Source organism: Citrobacter youngae (assembly GCF_003818115.1).
GTDB lineage: Bacteria > Pseudomonadota > Gammaproteobacteria > Enterobacterales > Enterobacteriaceae > Citrobacter > Citrobacter youngae.
Genome location: NZ_RPOI01000020.1, coordinates 1 through 16,845 on the forward strand (window position 1 = coordinate 1; position 16,845 = coordinate 16,845).

At 51.0% G+C, this 16,845-nt stretch carries 16 protein-coding genes; 7 read left to right on the plus strand and 9 right to left on the minus strand.

Annotation, left to right across the window (positions count from 1 at the left end; genetic code table 11):
* Positions 1-80: 80 nt before the first annotated feature.
* The 3 genes from EHN13_RS16860 to EHN13_RS16870 all read left to right on the plus strand — a co-directional run bounded on the left by EHN13_RS16860 (position 81) and on the right by EHN13_RS16870 (position 3,144).
* On the plus strand, positions 81-1,130 hold the full coding sequence (locus tag EHN13_RS16860; protein ID WP_048211164.1) for a YeiH family protein: 1,050 nt from the start codon (positions 81-83) through the stop codon (positions 1,128-1,130).
* Between the two features lie 65 nt (positions 1,131-1,195).
* Entirely contained in the window at positions 1,196-2,053 is an 858-nt protein-coding gene (gene nfo, locus EHN13_RS16865) for a deoxyribonuclease IV (protein ID WP_048211163.1), read from the plus strand.
* A gap of 2 nt (positions 2,054-2,055) precedes the next feature.
* Positions 2,056-3,144: a sugar kinase gene (locus tag EHN13_RS16870; RefSeq protein WP_048211162.1), complete on the plus strand. Its 1,089-nt coding sequence runs from the start codon at positions 2,056-2,058 to the stop codon at positions 3,142-3,144.
* Between the two features lie 47 nt (positions 3,145-3,191).
* Here EHN13_RS16870 and EHN13_RS16875 read toward each other — a convergent pair whose 3' ends face one another.
* The 4 genes from EHN13_RS16875 to hypT all read right to left on the minus strand — a co-directional run bounded on the left by EHN13_RS16875 (position 3,192) and on the right by hypT (position 7,615).
* On the minus strand, positions 3,192-4,442 hold the full coding sequence (locus EHN13_RS16875) for a NupC/NupG family nucleoside CNT transporter (RefSeq protein WP_101741565.1): 1,251 nt from the start codon (positions 4,440-4,442) through the stop codon (positions 3,192-3,194).
* Positions 4,443-4,537: 95 nt separating this feature from the next.
* Positions 4,538-5,473 carry a pseudouridine-5'-phosphate glycosidase gene (locus tag EHN13_RS16880; RefSeq protein WP_048211160.1) on the minus strand — a complete coding sequence of 312 codons (936 nt, stop codon included), beginning with the start codon at positions 5,471-5,473 and terminating at the stop codon, positions 4,538-4,540.
* Positions 5,461-6,402 carry a pseudouridine kinase gene (locus EHN13_RS16885; RefSeq protein WP_124021775.1) on the minus strand — a complete coding sequence of 314 codons (942 nt, stop codon included), beginning with the start codon at positions 6,400-6,402 and terminating at the stop codon, positions 5,461-5,463. Before EHN13_RS16885 ends, EHN13_RS16880 begins: the two co-directional genes overlap by 13 nt.
* Positions 6,403-6,703: 301 nt before the next feature.
* The gene (gene hypT / locus EHN13_RS16890) at positions 6,704-7,615 is read right to left on the minus strand and encodes a hypochlorite stress DNA-binding transcriptional regulator HypT (protein ID WP_061068168.1); all 912 of its coding nucleotides are present in this window, start codon (positions 7,613-7,615) and stop codon (positions 6,704-6,706) included.
* Positions 7,616-7,966: 351 nt separating this feature from the next.
* Between hypT and cuyB the strand changes: the two genes are divergently transcribed.
* Together cuyB and EHN13_RS16900 are read left to right on the plus strand one after the other, a co-directional pair.
* A complete protein-coding gene (gene cuyB / locus EHN13_RS16895) occupies positions 7,967-8,686 on the plus strand; it encodes a cysteate racemase (protein WP_124021776.1) in 720 nt (239 codons plus the stop codon).
* A gap of 76 nt (positions 8,687-8,762) precedes the next feature.
* Positions 8,763-10,061 carry an anaerobic C4-dicarboxylate transporter gene (locus EHN13_RS16900; protein WP_101741562.1) on the plus strand — a complete coding sequence of 433 codons (1,299 nt, stop codon included), beginning with the start codon at positions 8,763-8,765 and terminating at the stop codon, positions 10,059-10,061.
* 67 nt (positions 10,062-10,128) lie between these two features.
* On the opposite strand, the gene EHN13_RS16905 is transcribed toward EHN13_RS16900, so the two are convergent.
* The 4 genes from EHN13_RS16905 to fruB form a co-directional block, all read right to left on the minus strand.
* Positions 10,129-10,365 (minus strand): YgdI/YgdR family lipoprotein, encoded by a 237-nt coding sequence (locus tag EHN13_RS16905; protein WP_048211155.1) that lies wholly within the window; start codon positions 10,363-10,365, stop codon positions 10,129-10,131.
* A gap of 145 nt (positions 10,366-10,510) precedes the next feature.
* Positions 10,511-12,199, minus strand: coding sequence for a PTS fructose transporter subunit IIBC (gene fruA / locus EHN13_RS16910; protein WP_048211154.1), 1,689 nt, complete (start codon positions 12,197-12,199; stop codon positions 10,511-10,513).
* Between the two features lie 16 nt (positions 12,200-12,215).
* Positions 12,216-13,154, minus strand: a complete 939-nt coding sequence (gene fruK / locus EHN13_RS16915; RefSeq protein WP_003027446.1) for a 1-phosphofructokinase — start codon at positions 13,152-13,154, stop codon at positions 12,216-12,218.
* A complete protein-coding gene (gene fruB, locus EHN13_RS16920) occupies positions 13,154-14,284 on the minus strand; it encodes a fused PTS fructose transporter subunit IIA/HPr protein (RefSeq protein ID WP_048211153.1) in 1,131 nt (376 codons plus the stop codon). The genes fruK and fruB overlap by 1 nt, the downstream gene beginning before the upstream one ends.
* Before the next feature lie 368 nt (positions 14,285-14,652).
* Between fruB and setB the strand changes: the two genes are divergently transcribed.
* Complete coding sequence (gene setB / locus EHN13_RS16925; protein WP_124021777.1) at positions 14,653-15,834, plus strand: sugar efflux transporter SetB; 1,182 nt, start codon at positions 14,653-14,655, stop codon at positions 15,832-15,834.
* Here setB and EHN13_RS16930 read toward each other — a convergent pair.
* Positions 15,831-16,085: a YkgJ family cysteine cluster protein gene (locus tag EHN13_RS16930; RefSeq protein WP_124021778.1), complete on the minus strand. Its 255-nt coding sequence runs from the start codon at positions 16,083-16,085 to the stop codon at positions 15,831-15,833. The two genes, setB and EHN13_RS16930, sit on opposite strands and share 4 nt — an antisense overlap.
* Positions 16,086-16,242: 157 nt before the next feature.
* Between EHN13_RS16930 and yeiP the strand changes: the two genes are divergently transcribed.
* Positions 16,243-16,815, plus strand: coding sequence for an elongation factor P-like protein YeiP (yeiP, locus tag EHN13_RS16935; RefSeq protein ID WP_124021779.1), 573 nt, complete (start codon positions 16,243-16,245; stop codon positions 16,813-16,815).
* Positions 16,816-16,845: the final 30 nt, after the last annotated feature.

Sequence of the window (16,845 nt, forward strand, 5' to 3'; positions counted from 1 at the left end):
TATATAATCAATTTTATTTTTTAAGCCACTTCACCTTACAATTTTTGCCAAGAAATCATTCAAATTGTTCAGGAGGGGTTATGACTGAACTCGCCCTACAGAATCATCGTCGTACAGTGTGGCATTTTATTCCGGGGCTTGCCCTTAGTGCAGTTATCACCGGGGCCGCCTTATGGGGAGGTTCCATTCCCGCCGTCGCAGGTGCCGGGTTCAGCGCCCTCACCTTAGCCATTTTATTCGGGATGGTTATCGGCAACACCGTGTATCCACAAATCTGGAAAAGCTGTGACGGTGGCGTGCTGTTTGCCAAGCAACATTTACTGCGTCTGGGGATCATCCTTTATGGTTTCCGCCTCACCTTCGCGCAAATTGCTGACGTCGGCGTCAGCGGTATCGTGATTGATGTGTTAACGCTCAGCAGCACCTTTATGATTGCCTGCTTCCTTGGGCAGAAAGTGTTTGGTCTGGACCGCCACACCAGTTGGCTGATTGGCGCGGGGAGCAGCATTTGTGGTGCCGCCGCCGTATTAGCCACCGAGCCGGTGGTGAAAGCAGAAGCCAGTAAGGTAACGGTCGCCGTTGCTACCGTGGTTATCTTCGGGACCATTGCTATCTTCCTGTACCCGGCAATGTACCCGCTACTGGCGCACTGGTTTAGCCCGGAAACCTACGGGATTTATATTGGCTCCACGATGCATGAAGTCGCACAGGTTGTTGCTGCCGGGCATGCAATCACCCCGGAAGCTGAAAACGCAGCCGTCATTGCTAAAATGCTGCGCGTCATGATGCTGGCTCCGTTCCTCATCATCCTGGCAGCACGTGTTAAACAACTGTCTCCGGCGGCCAGCGGAGAAAAAAGTAAAATCACTATTCCGTGGTTTGCCATCCTGTTTATTGTGGTCGCGATTTTTAACTCGTTCCACCTGCTGCCGCAGTCGGTAGTGAACATGCTGGTAACGCTGGATACCATTTTGCTGGCAATGGCGATGGCCGCGCTGGGGCTGACCACTCACGTTAGCGCCCTGAAAAAAGCCGGTGCAAAACCTCTGCTGATGGCACTGGTGCTGTTTGTCTGGCTGATTGTGGGCGGTGGCGCGATTAACCTCGCTATCCACGCGCTGATGGCATAAACGAGCACGACTCCCCCCCATTAACCCGCTATACTCTCCCCTTTTGAGTATGGCGGGTTTAATTTATGAAATATATTGGAGCGCACGTAAGCGCCGCTGGCGGTCTGGCTAACGCCGCTATTCGAGCCGCAGAAATCGAAGCGACCGCATTCGCCCTGTTCACCAAGAATCAGCGTCAGTGGCGTGCCGCGCCGCTGACCACCGAAATCATTGATGATTTCAAATCTGCCTGCGAGAAGTATCACTATACTTCTGCGCAAATCCTGCCTCACGACAGCTACCTGATAAACCTCGGTCATCCGGTCAGCGACGCGCTGGAAAAATCACGCGATGCTTTTCTTGATGAAATGCAGCGCTGCGAGCAGCTTGGTTTATCCCTGCTTAACTTTCACCCGGGCAGCCACTTAATGCAGATCCCGGAAGATGAATGCCTGGCGCGTATTGCCGAATCAATCAACATTGTCCTTGCTCAAACTCAGGGCGTGACGGCAGTCATTGAAAACACCGCCGGGCAAGGCAGTAATCTTGGTTTTAAATTCGAGCATCTGGCGGCAATCATCGACGGCGTCGAGGATAAATCCCGTGTCGGCGTCTGCATCGACACCTGCCACGCCTTCGCGGCCGGTTACGATTTGCGTTCCGTTGACGAGTGTGAAAAGACATTCGCTGAATTTGAACGTATTGTCGGCTTTAACTATTTACGCGGTATGCACCTGAACGATGCCAAGAGCGCATTTGGCAGCCGCGTTGACCGTCACCATAGCTTAGGGGAAGGTAATATCGGTCACGATGCATTCCGCTGGATCATGCAGGACAACCGTTTTGACGGCATCCCACTGATACTGGAAACCATTAATCCAGATATCTGGGCAGAAGAGATTGCCTGGCTGAAAGCGCAGCAAACTGAAAAAGCGGTGGCCTAATCATGAACGACAGGGAAAAGCAGATCCTTAAGATCCTGCGACGTAATCCGTTGATTCAGCAGAATGAAATCGCCGATATTTTGCAGATCAGCCGTTCGCGCGTCGCCGCACATATTATGGATTTGATGCGCAAAGGAATGATCAAAGGTAAAGGTTATATCCTTACCGAACAAGATTATTGCGTCGTCGTCGGAGCTATCAACATGGATATCCGGGGTATTGCAGACATCCACTATCCTCAAGCCGCATCTAACCCCGGCAGCATCCACTGTTCTGCAGGCGGCGTGGGACGCAATATCGCTCATAATTTGGCGCTGCTGGGCCGTGACGTGCATTTAATCTCCGCTGTTGGTAGCGATTTCTATGGCGAAACGCTGCTGGAACAGACCCGTCAGGCTGGTGTTAACGTTTCCAATTGCATTCGTCTGCATGGACATAACACCTCCACCTATTTGTCGATCGCGAATCAGCAGGAAGAGACCGTACTGGCGATTAACGATACCCACATTCTGCAACAGCTAACGCCGCAGTTGCTGAACGGTTCACGGGATCTTATCCGCCATTCCGGCGTCGTGCTGGCGGATTGCAACCTGACTGCTGAAGCCATCGAGTGGGTATTTACTATTGCTGATGACATTCCGGTATTTATTGATACCGTTTCAGAGTTCAAAGCGGCAAAAATGAAGACCTGGTTTACACGTATTCATACGCTCAAACCCACGCAGAAAGAGCTGGGCATTTTATGGGGTAAGCCTGTCCAGTCGGATGCGGATCGCATGCAGGCCGTCAACGACCTTCATCAGCAAGGAGTAAAACGCATCTTTGTATGTCTGGAAGACGAATCCGTTTTTTGCAGCGAAAAGGACGGCGAACAGTTTTTATTGACGCCGCCTGAGCATACGGTGGTAGACAGTTTTGGCGCCGATGACGCTTTTATGGCGGGATTACTGTACAGCTTTCTGGAAGGTAGCGAGTTTCGTGAAAGCGCGCAGTTTGCCATGGCCTGCGCGGCATTATCGCGGGCCAGCGTCAGTATCAACAACCCAACGCTCTCCGCCGATAATGCCCTGTATTTGCTGAAAACCGCTTAGATATAATGCCGGATGGCGCTCTGCTTATCCGGCCTACAAACTTTATTTTATGCCAGTCCGATAAAGAAACCGGCTATTGTGGCGCTCATCAGGTTAGAAAGCGTTGCCGCTGCCAGAGCACGCATTCCAAGTTGCGCGATTTCCGGTGCGCGCTGTGGCGCAATGGCTGAAAACGCACCGACGACAACACCAATTGAACCAAAGTTTGCAAAACCACACAAAGCAAACGAGATAATCGCGATGGTCTTCACGTCCAGCGCACCGCCCATTTGCAGATACGGTGAGAAGTTGAGATAAGCGACAAATTCGTTGATCGCCAGCTTCTGTCCAATCAGGCTACCTGCCAGCGTCGCATCGCTCCAGTCCACGCCCATAATCCACGCCAGCGGGGCTAACACATAGCCAAAGATCCCTTCCAGAGTGGCATGACCAAAACCAAACCAACCACCAATTCCGCCGATAATGCCGTTAATCAGCGCGATAATGGCGACAAATGCCATGACTACTGTCGCCACACCTGCGGCGATTTTCAGCCCGGTCATCGCCCCACTGGCCGCCGCTTCGATGATGCTTTTCGGTGGTGTCTCAGTAAACGACAGATTCTCGAAGGTAACGCGAGACTCTTCCGTTGCCGGACTCAGCATACGCGCGAACAAAATACCGCCAGGGATTGCCATCAATGATGCCGCCAACAAATAATCGATGGGTACACCCATTCCGGCATAACCAATCATCATTGAACCCGCAATAGATGCCATCCCGCTACAAATTGCAGTAAACAGCTCATTGCGATTCAGGCGATCAATAAAGGGTTTCACGATTGCCGGAATTTCGTTTTGCCCGAGAAAAATCGTCGTCACCGCGACAAATGATTCGATTTTGCTGATGTTCAGCGCTTTCTGGAAAATACCACCGAGAATACGGATCAACAGTCCCATTACGCCAATGTAGTAAAGCAGGCTTATCAGCGCGGTAACAAAAATGATCGCGGGGAGTACCCGGAAGGCAAAGATAAAACCGGCACCGTCAAACAGCACATCCATTTTAGGACCGACCAACGAGCCGAAAATAAATGCGCTTCCCGCATCGCTATATGACATGACCTTGTGGACGCCGAGTGCAGCCTGTTCAACCAGCCATTTCCCCGGAGGGAAATACAACATGATACCGCCAATGGCGATTTGCAAAACCAACGCAGCGCCAACGGTACGCAGGCTAATCCGTTTTTTATTTACTGACAGCAGAAACGCGATGGCCAGTAATACCACCATACCCACAACACTTCTCATTATATCCATAATGAAATCCCTTCATGCCAGGAAACCCGGCGCTAACGCCAGGTTTTGGTAGGTTTGATATTCACGGGCGACCGCTTTCTGCCCGAAAAATTTGGTCAGGCGAGGCGTTGGTATTCCTTCGCAATCTCGCAAGCCAGTACAGCGTTGTTGAACACCAACTGAATGTTTGATTTCAGACTGTCGCCTCCGGTCAGTTCCGCAACCCGCGCCAGCAGGAACGGCGTGCTATCTTTGCCCACAACGCCCTGTTCTTCAGCTTCCTTCACGGCCCGATCGATTGCCGCGTTAATTTTTTCCTCTGCCATGGCAAACTGCTCCGGGATTGGATTGGCGACAACCAGGCCGCCGTTCAGACCGGTTTGCCATTTCACCGCCATCGCGCGGGCAATTTCTTTTGCGCTGTCCAGACGAATACTGACGTCAAACGGGCTGGTGCGGCAGAAAAATGCTGGCAGCGATGTTGTCTGATAACCAATGAGCGGCACACCGAAGGTTTCTAAATATTCAGTTGTTAATCCGAGATCGAGAATAGATTTTGCCCCTGCGCAAATAACCGTGACATTGGTATGAGCCAGTTCTTGCAGATCCGCAGAAATATCAAATGTATGCTCAGCCCCGCGGTGAACACCGCCGATCCCCCCGGTTGCAAATACTTTAATTCCCGCCATAGCGGCAATAATCATGGTAGAGGCAACGGTAGTCGCGCCATTTTTCCCTGCGGCTACAACAAACGGTAAATCTCGGCGGCTAACTTTAGCAACGTTATGCCCTTCACGTCCTAAAAGTTCAATTTCGTCTTTACTCAAGCCAACTTTCATTACCCCGCCAATAATGGCAATGGTTGCAGGCACAGCACCATGTTTGCGAATAGTTTCTTCTACTTCAATTGCTGTTTGCGCATTTTGTGGAAATGGCATGCCATGGGAAATAATGGTTGATTCAAGTGCAACAATGGGTTTTTTACTGTTTAATGCTTCCTGAACTTCTGGAGATATTTGTAATAATTCAGAGGAAAGAGTTAGTTCAGACATTCTGTGTTCTCCACTATTAAGCTAACATTCGCAACAGACAAATCAGGGTTATTGGTATATTCACAGGCCAGTGCCATAGATGAGCAACCCTGCGCAAATCGAACCGAATCAATAAAGGGCAGACCGTCTACCCAGCAGGAAGCCAGTCCCGCCATCATGGCATCACCAGCCCCCGTGACATTAATGACGTGAGTTTTAATGGGCAGCGACCAGCCGCTACTCCCCGAGATATCACTGTAATAAACACCGTCCCCCCCCATGCTGAGCACCAGGCGGTTTAGGCCGCGTTCATGAAACCACGTGGCAACTTTGCCAACATCCTCTCGCCCGGAGAGTGCAATCCCACTCAGGGTTTCAGCTTCAAGTCGATTAGGTTTTAAGGTATGGATTTTGCCGAGCTGCTCGCGAATTTTAACGCACTTCCATGCCGATACCGGGTCAATAAACACCGGTACCTCGCCCGCATTTTCCAACACCCATGTCAGCGCGTCTTCACTGATATTACAGTCAGCGACAATGACTTTTGCTGCACGAATAAAATCACGATGTTGCGACAAAAAATCCGCTGAAATGTGGTCGGTAATACTCATATCATTTATGGCAACCAGCATCTCACCGGTATTATCAAGCAGCGACAAATAACTTGATGTATTTTCTCCAGCAACAACCAGGCATTTTTCGACATGAACGCCAGATTGATTAGTTTGCGCCAGCAGTGATTGTCCATAGAAATCGTTACCAACAGCAGTCAGTAACCATGAATCTTTTCCCAGCAGCGCCAAATTATGAGCGATATTGCGTCCCACGCCGCCTGGCGTAAATTTTATTTTCCCTGGATTCGAGTCCGCATAATTCAGAGAAGCATGCGAATACCCGGCGACATCCATATTGGCCGAGCCAATGGTTACTATGTATTCCTTTTCACGCATAGCACGTCCCCTGGCAATATAATTACCACTAATGAGTTCGTCAAAAATAACCATTGCTACAGCAAAGGTTATTAGAGCACATGTTCACTATCAAACATGTGTTCATGTTAGCCAGGTTTTTTGTAAAGTAAATCCATCCGCAAGATCTAAAACAAATAGATATGAACAGAGTCACAATTTTTTATAGATACAGTTTGCAAGGGAGAGAAAAAATGAGAGGCAGAACACAAATTGAGCAAACCAGAAAAAAGCCTCCGGACAACCGGAGGTTTTTCAGATGTGCCAGGCAGACTGGTGTGTATTAACTGAGCGAAACCAGGTCCTCCGGCATGTGGTTGTACAAAATCCGCCAGAAGTGCTCAGCCGTTTTATTCAAGCGGGTATCCATCCGGTAAATATAGGCCTGAATAGGCACCATCAGTTCCGGCGTCTGCAGACAAACCAGCCGCTTGTCACGCAGTTCGTTTACGATAGTCCACGCCGGCAGCCAGGCGATACCATGGCCATCTAATGCCATATTTTTCAATAACTCACTCATCGAAGACATAAACAGTGTACGAGCAGAAATACCGCCCACTTCCGCCAGATGACGGTTTACCAATCTTCCCATGTAGGATGTACTGGTATAGTTCAGAATCGGCACCTGCGGCTGATAGATATCAAACAACGCCTTCCCCTGCGCGTCAGCCGCACAAACGGGATACAACTCAGACTCAAAAACCTTCAAACCGCAGAAGGGTGACTGCATTAAATCTTCATCCCGAAAAGAGATAATAAAATCACTTTTCCCTTCACGCAGGGTATTCACCGCTTGCACCACATCAATCGCCTCGACGTGATAAACAAACTCTTCCCCCCAGGCCGCCATTGAGTGCACTAATCTGGGCAACATCGTCAGCGACAGAGAATGTGCCGCCGCTATTTTAATATTGGGAACCCCAAGCAGGTTGTGCCCACTTAGCTCATCCAGATTGCATTCCAGCTGTTGCAGCAGGCTACGGGTTTGCGAATGGAATAGCTTGCCCTCCTCCGTGAGTTGTAGTGGACTCGTCGTGCGATCAAAAAGCTGTACTCCCACGGCGGATTCGAGCGCCTTGATCCGCCTGCTAAATGCCGGTTGGGATATATTGCGTTCCTCAGCCGCCTGGGAAAAATGACGACACGCCTCCAGCGTCAGGAAATCATATAACCATTTTGTCTCAATATTTTTCATGCCTGTCACGCGGATGTTTAAATAGGGTGATTAACCTAAAACATCATGCCAGAGGCGTTCCAGAGATGATATTGGCGATTAGCCACCGATGATTCGTTTTTTGCATCAAGCCTTCGTTTTTGGCATTAACATGTTGGCTTCGCCATTCAGTCATCCCCCTTCTCTGCAGGCAAAACTTCAGGTTTCGCACGCTTTCCGAACCTCATGGGAGGACGAAAGAAACTACAGTCATGCAGTTTTTGCATTTAGACAAACATTATTGCATTTCTCCTCTCGACTCTCTGCTGTTAAACATTAGGGCAAGATAAAAACAGCCTGAATATTATTTAACGGTAAATCGAGGTATATATCGTGAAAGGTTTAATTGGCGTACTGGGTGGTATGGGGCCAGCGGCAACCGTCGATCTCTTTAATAAATTCGTCACCTTTACCGCGGCACAACGTGACCAGGAACATATCCCATTAATTATTTCATCTATTCCTGACATTCCTGACCGAACTGACGCGTTAATGCATCATGGTAATTCCCCACTCCCGGCAATGCGCGATTATATGCATAAACTCGAAGATGCTGGCGCTGAGTGTATTGTCATCCCCTGTAATACCGCCCACTTTTGGTTTAATGAATTAAAAGAGTGCTGTCACACAGAGCTGCTCAGTATCGTTGAAACGACCATCAGCGAGGTCAGGAACTGTGGAAAATCACGTATTGGACTACTCGCCACCAACGCCACGTTGTATATGGGTCTCTATCAAAAAGGCATTGAATCTCTTGGGTTAACCTGCATCAGTCCTGACTCTGCCAGTCAGGAAAAAGTGATGGAAAGTATCTATTGCTTAAAAGCCGGTGATGTTAAGCGGGCGCAAACGCTGATGAATGAACAGGCTCAAGCACTCTTCTCTCGCGGCGCACAAGTTATCGTACTGGGATGTACTGAAGTTCCCGTCATCCTTGCTGAGGCTGTCAAAACGGCACCTGAAAAATATATTGATTCAACCGGTTCGTTGGTTCGCGCCGGTATTAAATGGTACGAGAAACGCGTTGGTAAAGATCATCTTTTGGTGCAATGAAAATCTATGCCTGGCTAATTATTGAATTAAATAAACACCCATTTTAATAACGAATTATTCTCTGGCGGAGGCCATTATGATTTGGCTGGAAATTATCGTAGTGTTGGGCGCAATATTTTTTGGTATCCGCTTCGGCGGTATTGGTATTGGTTTATGTGGCGGGCTGGGGCTGGCTATTTTAACACTGGGATTTGGGTTGCAAATTGGTTCGCCACCCGTTGACGTGATTCTCATTATTATGACGGTGGTAGTGGCTGCCTCAGCACTACAGGCCGCGGGTGGTATGGATTATCTGGTACGCGTTGCCGGGAATTTTATGCGGCGTAACCCTAAATATATCAATGTTATTGCGCCCATTATTACCTGGTCGATGACCATTATGGCGGGGACCGGATTTATTGTCTTCTCTACCCTACCGGTCATTGCCGAAGTAGCAAAAGAGTCCGGTATCCGCCCCTCACGCACGCTCGCAGGATCCGTCGTCGCCTCCCAGGTGGCAATATCCGGCTCGCCGATCAGCGCTGCAATGGCCGCAATGTTGACCATCATGGAGGGAAACGGCGTCAGCTTTATACAGGTCATGGCAGTATGCCTGCCGGCCTCGTTCGTTGCCGCAATGGTGGCGGCATTAATCGCTTCACGCCAGGGGTGCGAACTACAGGATGATGAAGTGTATCTGCAACGCCTGCAAAAAGGTCTGGTCCGTAAATATGAAAGCCAGAGTAGCACGACGCCGGGTGCCGTGCTTTCCGTTGCCCTGTTTATGCTGGCAACGGTCGTCATCGTTATTCTTGCAGCATGTCCTCAACTACGTCCTGGATTCGATGCAGGTAACCCAATGAATACCCGGGATATCATCATTATCTGCATGTTATCTGCCGCTTGTCTGATGGTCGTACTGTGCAAAACATCGACAGATGCCATTGTACTGACATCCACTTTTCGAGCAGGTATGAGTTCGCTGGCCGTCATTCTCGGCATTGTTACACTGGGAACCACATTCATTGACGCACACTTAGCGGAAATTAAAGACATCGCGGGTAATATTCTACAGGCCTACCCGATGCTGTTGGCTCTGGTACTGTTTGGGACCTGCGCGCTGCTCTATTCGCAGGGAGCCACCACGCCGCTGATTATCCCGCTTGCCGTCGCGCTCGGCGTACCCACCTGGGCCATTCTGGCTTCCTACGTGGCAGTGACAGGTGTGTTTGTTCTACCCACATACCCCACTTCACTGGCGGCAATGGAGTTCGACACCACCGGGACAACGCGCGTGGGCAAATATGTCTTAAACCATCCGTTTATGTTGCCAGGACTGGGTGGGATCATCGCGGGCGTTGCCTTTGGTTTTATCATCGCGCCAATGATTGCCTGACCCGTTTTATTCAGGGGGCCGAAAGCGATATCGCCTCCTGAATACTTCGCGACTTACCTGACCTGACTCACCATAGCAATACCGTCTTACCTTTATCTATTTGCTTCACATCGCTGCTTTTAATCACGCGGTGATAGCCATAGGTGTCAGCATATTTTGTCAGTCCAGTCCCGGAATCCTGCTCAGGCTTGCCTTGCGTCTCTATCGTTGCCCCTGATGTTGTTGTCATCACCCAAGTGGTTGAGCACCCCGTAAGCAACAGCGTAGCGAGTGACAGAGAGGCAAAAATGTGCGTTTTTTTCATATTCGATTTCCGTGACGAGTTTGATTTAAGGGCACTTTATCGAATTTGGTTAAGACAGGATGGATTATTGTGGCGGTGCCGCAACTGCCGGGATCAAAGAATAAAAAAGGGCAGAGAAATCTCTGCCCAGGGAAGTAAAGAAGAGTTAGGCTACTTTCGCGACAGCGTCCACTTCCGGGCGCTTCAGCACCGCGTAGGAGAGACCGGCCACCAGCGTACCAGCAACAATCGCCAACAGGTAACCCAGTACAGGGGTAATGGCTCCTGGGATCAGCAGTACAAATAGTCCGCCGTGTGGCGCCATCAACTTCGCACCCACAGCCATTGAGATTGCTCCCGTCACCGCGCCACCGACGATACAGCATGGCAGAACACGCATCGGATCGCGTGCCGCGAACGGAATTGCCCCTTCGGTGATAAAGCATAAACCCAGAACCAGCGCCGCTTTGCCACCTTCCTGTTGTGCTTTGTCGAACTTGCGACGCGCAACCAGCGTTGCCAGACCCAGCGCCAACGGTGGCACCATACCTGCCGCCATAATGGCTGCCATCGGTGCATAAGTTTGCGTACTCAGCAGCCCCACCCCAAACGCGTAGGCCGCTTTGTTCACCGGACCGCCCATGTCGGTACACATCATGCCGCCAAGAATAGCGCCAAGCAGAACCGCATTCGCCGTCCCCATGGTTTGCAGCCAGTGAGTCAGGCCTTCCAGAATGCCCGCAACCGGTTTACCAATCAGGTAAATCATTGCCAGACCAACGACCAGGCTCGAAAGCAGCGGAATAATCAGAATCGGTTTCAGCGCTTCCATACTCTGTGGGAGTTTCAGCTTCGTGCTGATGAGCTTCGCCACATAACCGGCAAGGAAACCGGCGATAATCCCACCGATAAAGCCAGAACCGGTGCTTACCGCCAGCATACCGCCAATAAGACCCGGCGTCAGACCAGGGCGGTCAGCGATAGAAAATGCAATGTAACCTGCCAGAACGGGCACCATCAGTGCGAAGGCTGAGCCCCCACCAATCTGCATCAGTGCTGCCGCAAGCGTTCCCTGCTCTTTGAATGCTTCAATACCAAAGGCGAATGACAGCGCAATACACAGACCGCCCGCAACCACCATCGGCAGCATGTAAGACACACCGGTCAGCAGGTGACGATACGCGCCCGCGCCCTCTTTTTTTCCTTCGGTGGCCGCAGTCTGATTTTTCCCGGCTGGCTGATACGGGGTCGCTTCATCCAGCGCTTTATCCAGTTCCTGCTTCGTTTTCTTCAGCGCCAGGCCCGTAGACGTGCGATACATCGGTTTTCCAGCAAATTTCGCCAGATCAACCTCAATATCAGCCGCCACAATCACCAGATCGGCCTCGGCAACCTCTTCCGGCGTAATGGCATTACCTGCCCCTACTGAGCCGCGGGTTTCCACTTTCACCCACCAGCCGCGTTTTTTCGCTTCGGTTTCGATAGCTTCAGCAGCCATAAACGTATGTGCGACGCCTGTCGGACAGGCTGTCACTGCCACCACACGTTTTGGACCATTGCTTGCCGCTGGCGTTGCCACAACCGGCGCACTATATGGCTGCGCATGACCTTTTGCTTCACTGAGAAAAAGCTCGGGATGCGCAACCGCACGACCGATGTCACCCAGCCAGACTTTTTTGCCGTTCAGCGAATTGTCGACAGGCAGCTTATCGCCCAGGACAATCGCCAGCTCTGCATCATTTGGATTGTCGATGATCTCCAGATGCGCTTTCTGTGCCGCCGCTCCAAGCAGGGTTTTCGCCATATAGGCGCGAGCCTGGCCGAGATTAGCGTCAATAATCAGCAGCGTTTTCATTATGCCTCTCCTGCTGTCAGTTAAACGGTTTTAAGTCGACACGCGCCATCATTGCGGCCAACTGAGGACGATCGGTAATACCCACATTACTTTGGCTTACCGCCAGGGCGGCAACTGCCGTCGCCAGACGCAGGGTATGTTCGCTGGATTCACGCATCAGCAAGCCATAAATCAGACCGCCAACCATCGAATCACCCGCACCTACAGTGCTGACCACCTCAACTGACGGTGGCTTAGCAATCCATTCACCCGAAGCGTTGACCCACAACGCGCCTTCCGCACCGAGTGAAATCACCACGTGCGCAATGCCTTGCTCACGCAGAGCATGTGCCGCATCGATAACATCTTTCATTTCTGGCAGCTTACGGCCAGCCCAGATTTCCAGCTCACGACGGTTTGGTTTCACCAGCCACGGAGCTGCCTTCAGGCCAGCGACCAGCGCTTCACGACTACTATCAAAGATAATGCATGGACACTGGCTGCGCAGGCGCGTCATCCAGTCAGTGAATGCTTCAGGGCTCACGCCGGTCGGCAAGCTGCCGCTGACGCACACCATATCGAATTGCCCCAGCCAGCTTAGTGAGTCATTCACAAAGCGTTCCCAGTCAGCCGGGGTGACTTCAAAGCCGGAGAAATTGAAGTCAGAAACTTCACCATCTTTTTCAGTCAGCTTGACGTTAATTCGGGTACGCCCCTGCACCACCTGAAAACGGTTAGCGATGCCCAGTTCACTGAACAATTGCTGAAAACCATCCTGGTTGTCCTTACCCAGAAAGCCGCCGACCGTCACGTCAATCCCCAGGTCCTTAAGTACTTTTGCGACGTTAATCCCTTTTCCCGCCGCATGCAGACCGGTCGTTTTCACCAGATTGACTTCACCGCGTTCAATTTCCGGGCAAAAACCGACCAGATCGTAAGCCGGGTTCAGGGTGATAGTTGCAACACGTCTGCTCATTATGCGCCCTCCCCAAGGCCTGCCGCGATGGCATCGCCAATGGCTTTTAGCGCCTGTTCAGCATCTTCACCCTGTGCGGTGAAGCGCAGGTGGTGTCCTTTTTTCACGCCCAATGCCACAACTTTCATCAAACTGCGTCCATTTGCCGGTTTTCCGGTTCCATCAAGATTTGTCACGGTTATTTCACTATTAAATTGTTTAATCGTATTCACCAGCATGGTGCCCGGACGGGCGTGTAAACCATGCTCATTACGCACTACAAACTCGGCACTCAGTACATCATCAGTTAATGCATCATCGCTGGTCAGCATCGCTAACACCGTTGCAGCATCCGCCTTCAGCAAACGGTCAGCTTTATTGCTCAGCAACAGATCGCCCAGACGCTTCAACACCGCAACGGGCTGGTCATCATTCATCGCGACAGTCACCAGCAGCGCAGCGGCTTCGCCCTGCACCTCAAATGCGGTTGCCGCACGACTGACCGCGACGGCGCTGCGCACATTGCCTTCAGCACAGTCATTCAGCCAGATGCCCTGACCAAGATTCATTGGTTGCTCGTTAATCGTTCTGGCCACAAAGGTGGCATCTACTGCACCGGCTTCTTTCAGACGCGCGGCGTTCAGCGCCTGCAGCGTCACCAGCGAATTGGCGACGACGTCCAACGACAGCGTTTCGTTATCAAGCTTCAGTTGCTCGCTCTGCTTTTCGCCCATCAGCAATGCGCGTAATTCTTCTGCCGTGGTGGCTGATTTCAGCTGTTCCGCAACCGAGTCATCACTCAATACATGAGTCAGCTGACGCAACAACCCAAGGTGCTCATCTGAGCTGGCCGCAATGCCGATAGCCACATACGCAATCTGACCTTCGCCCCACGTCACACCCTGCGGAAACTGAAACACCTGCACCCCGGTTTTCAGCACCTGATCGCGTGTGTCTGTCGTACCGTGAGGAATGGCAATACCATTGCCGAGAAACGTCGATGTTTGTTGTTCGCGCGCCAGCATGCCATTGACATAGCCGTCCGCAACGTTGCCCGCTTGCACAAGGGCTGCGGCAACCTGGCGAATAGCCTCTTCTTTGTTCCCGGCCTGTTCGCCCGGGTGAATATCCTGAACAGATAACTGGAACATGATTCTCCTCTCCTGCTGAATTGAAACGATTCAGCTAACATGAGAAAAAAGGCGTCACCCGACTCCATCAGTTAAGGTAAGATGACGCTGAAACGTTTCAAGGAGTCTGGATCTTTCTGCTTCAGCACGCAAGTAAAGTTAACAATTAACTTGCTGAATTTAGATGTACCGCACATTTTCTCTTCGTTTCTTTGAAACAAGCTGACGCAAAAACGTGTTCAGCTATTCAACTTCAGCACCGTCAGCATGTGGACTTCTCAGACTGAAATGACATTTTGATTTTCCATACCGATTTTGATTTAGTGCCCTGTTTATTTTCTGGCGAGCAGCGTAAACTCCGCCTCTCTTCACTCCACTGATAGCTAAACATGCATAACACCCCCGTAGCCGCCACACCCAAGGCGTTTGATTTAACGTCTTCGGCGTTCCTGCTTGTCGCTTTTCTCACGGGCATCGCTGGGGCATTACAGACGCCCACGCTCAGCCTTTTTCTGACCGATGAGGTCCATGCACGTCCGGGAATGGTAGGTTTCTTTTTTACCGGTAGCGCCGTCATCGGCATTTTGGTAAGCCAGTTTCTGGCCGGACGCTCTGACAAAAAAGGCGATCGTAAAAACCTGATCGTTTTTTGCTGTGTGCTGGGTATGCTGGCCTGCGTGTTGTTTGCCTGGAACCGTAACTATTTTATTTTGCTGTTTGTCGGCGTATTTCTCAGTAGCTTTGGCTCCACCGCTAACCCGCAAATGTTTGCGCTTGCTCGTGAACATGCCGATCGCACGGGCCGGGAAGCCGTTATGTTCAGCTCGATTTTACGTGCTCAGGTTTCACTGGCCTGGGTGATCGGCCCACCATTGGCCTACGCGCTGGCCATGGGGTTCAGCTTTACGGTGATGTATCTCAGCGCCGCGGTGGCATTTATTGTCTGCGGCGTGATGGTCTGGTTTTTCTTACCGTCAATGAACAAAAGCGTACCTCTCGCAACAGGGGTGGTTGAAGCTCCACGCCGTAATCGTCGTGATACGCTGCTGCTTTTTGCTATCTGCACATTAATGTGGGGCACCAACAGCCTCTATATCATTAATATGCCGCTGTTTATCATCAACGAACTGCATCTGCCTGAAAAACTCGCCGGTATCATGATGGGCACCGCAGCAGGACTGGAAATCCCAACCATGCTGATTGCGGGATATTTTGCCAAACGTCTGGGCAAACGTCTGTTGATGAGAATCGCCGCCATCGCCGGGTTCTTTTTTTATGCAGGCATGCTGTTGGCACATTCACCGGCTGTTTTGCTCGGCTTACAGTTGCTGAACGCGATTTACATCGGCATCCTCGGCGGGATTGGCATGCTTTATTTTCAGGATTTAATGCCGGGGCAGGCGGGATCAGCCACAACGTTGTACACCAATACCATCCGCGTCGGCTGGATTATTGCCGGCTCACTGGCGGGGATTGCCGCTGAAATCTGGAACTATCACGCGGTGTTCTGGTTTGCGCTGGTGATGATCGTCGCGACGGTTGTGTGCCTGGCGCGCATCAAGGACGTTTAAGGCGCGGTCAGCACTTCAAGCTCGATGAGATAAATCATGGCCTGGTGCGTCGTCTGTCCGCACATTTCCGCACTGGGCTGTAAACCGCCGCACACTTTTGGTCGCAACGGAGACGCAAAAATTTTGCAACGCAGGGATTCATCCAGCTGAACGCATGGCGTATTAGCAGGTTTGCCATCAGGCATGCCAGGGATGGGACTGGAGATTGAAGGCGCGGTGCAGCATGCACCACAATCCGGACGGCATTCCATACAGTACTCTCTTTATCGTAAACCATCGGATTGTGCGGGAAGCGCACAGTACCACCTTTTTGGCACCAGCAAAAGCATGAATTCCGCTTGCCTGAATGCCCCGGCGCGAGTAGTTTTACGCGATATTTTAGACACTCCTCACTACAGGATTTTTTCGATGCCAAGAGCGAACGAAATTAAAAAAGGTATGGTACTGAACTACAACGGCAAGCTGCTGATTGTAAAAGATATCGATATTCAATCACCGTCCGCACGTGGTGCAGCTACGCTGTACAAAATGCGTTTTTCTGATGTGCGTACCGGTCTGAAAGTTGAAGAGCGCTTCAAAGGTGACGATATCGTGGATACCGTCACCCTAAGCCGCCGCGGGGTTGATTTCTCCTACGTTGATGGCAACGAATATGTCTTTATGGATAAAGAAGACTATACCCCGTATACCTTCACCAAAGACCAGATTGAAGAAGAGCTGCTGTTCATCCCGGAAGGCGGAATGCCAGACATGCAGGTACTGACCTGGGACGGCCAGCTGCTGGCGCTTGAACTGCCACAGACCGTAGACCTGGAAATCGTTGAAACCTCACCGGGTATTAAAGGTGCTTCAGCGAGTGCACGTAACAAGCCAGCAACCCTGAGCACCGGTCTGGTGATCCAGATTCCTGAGTATCTGAGTGCGGGTGAGAAAATCCGTATTCATATCGAAGAACGCCGCTATATGGGCCGTGCAGACTAATTTTCTGCCGCACATTGACGTATAAGGGAC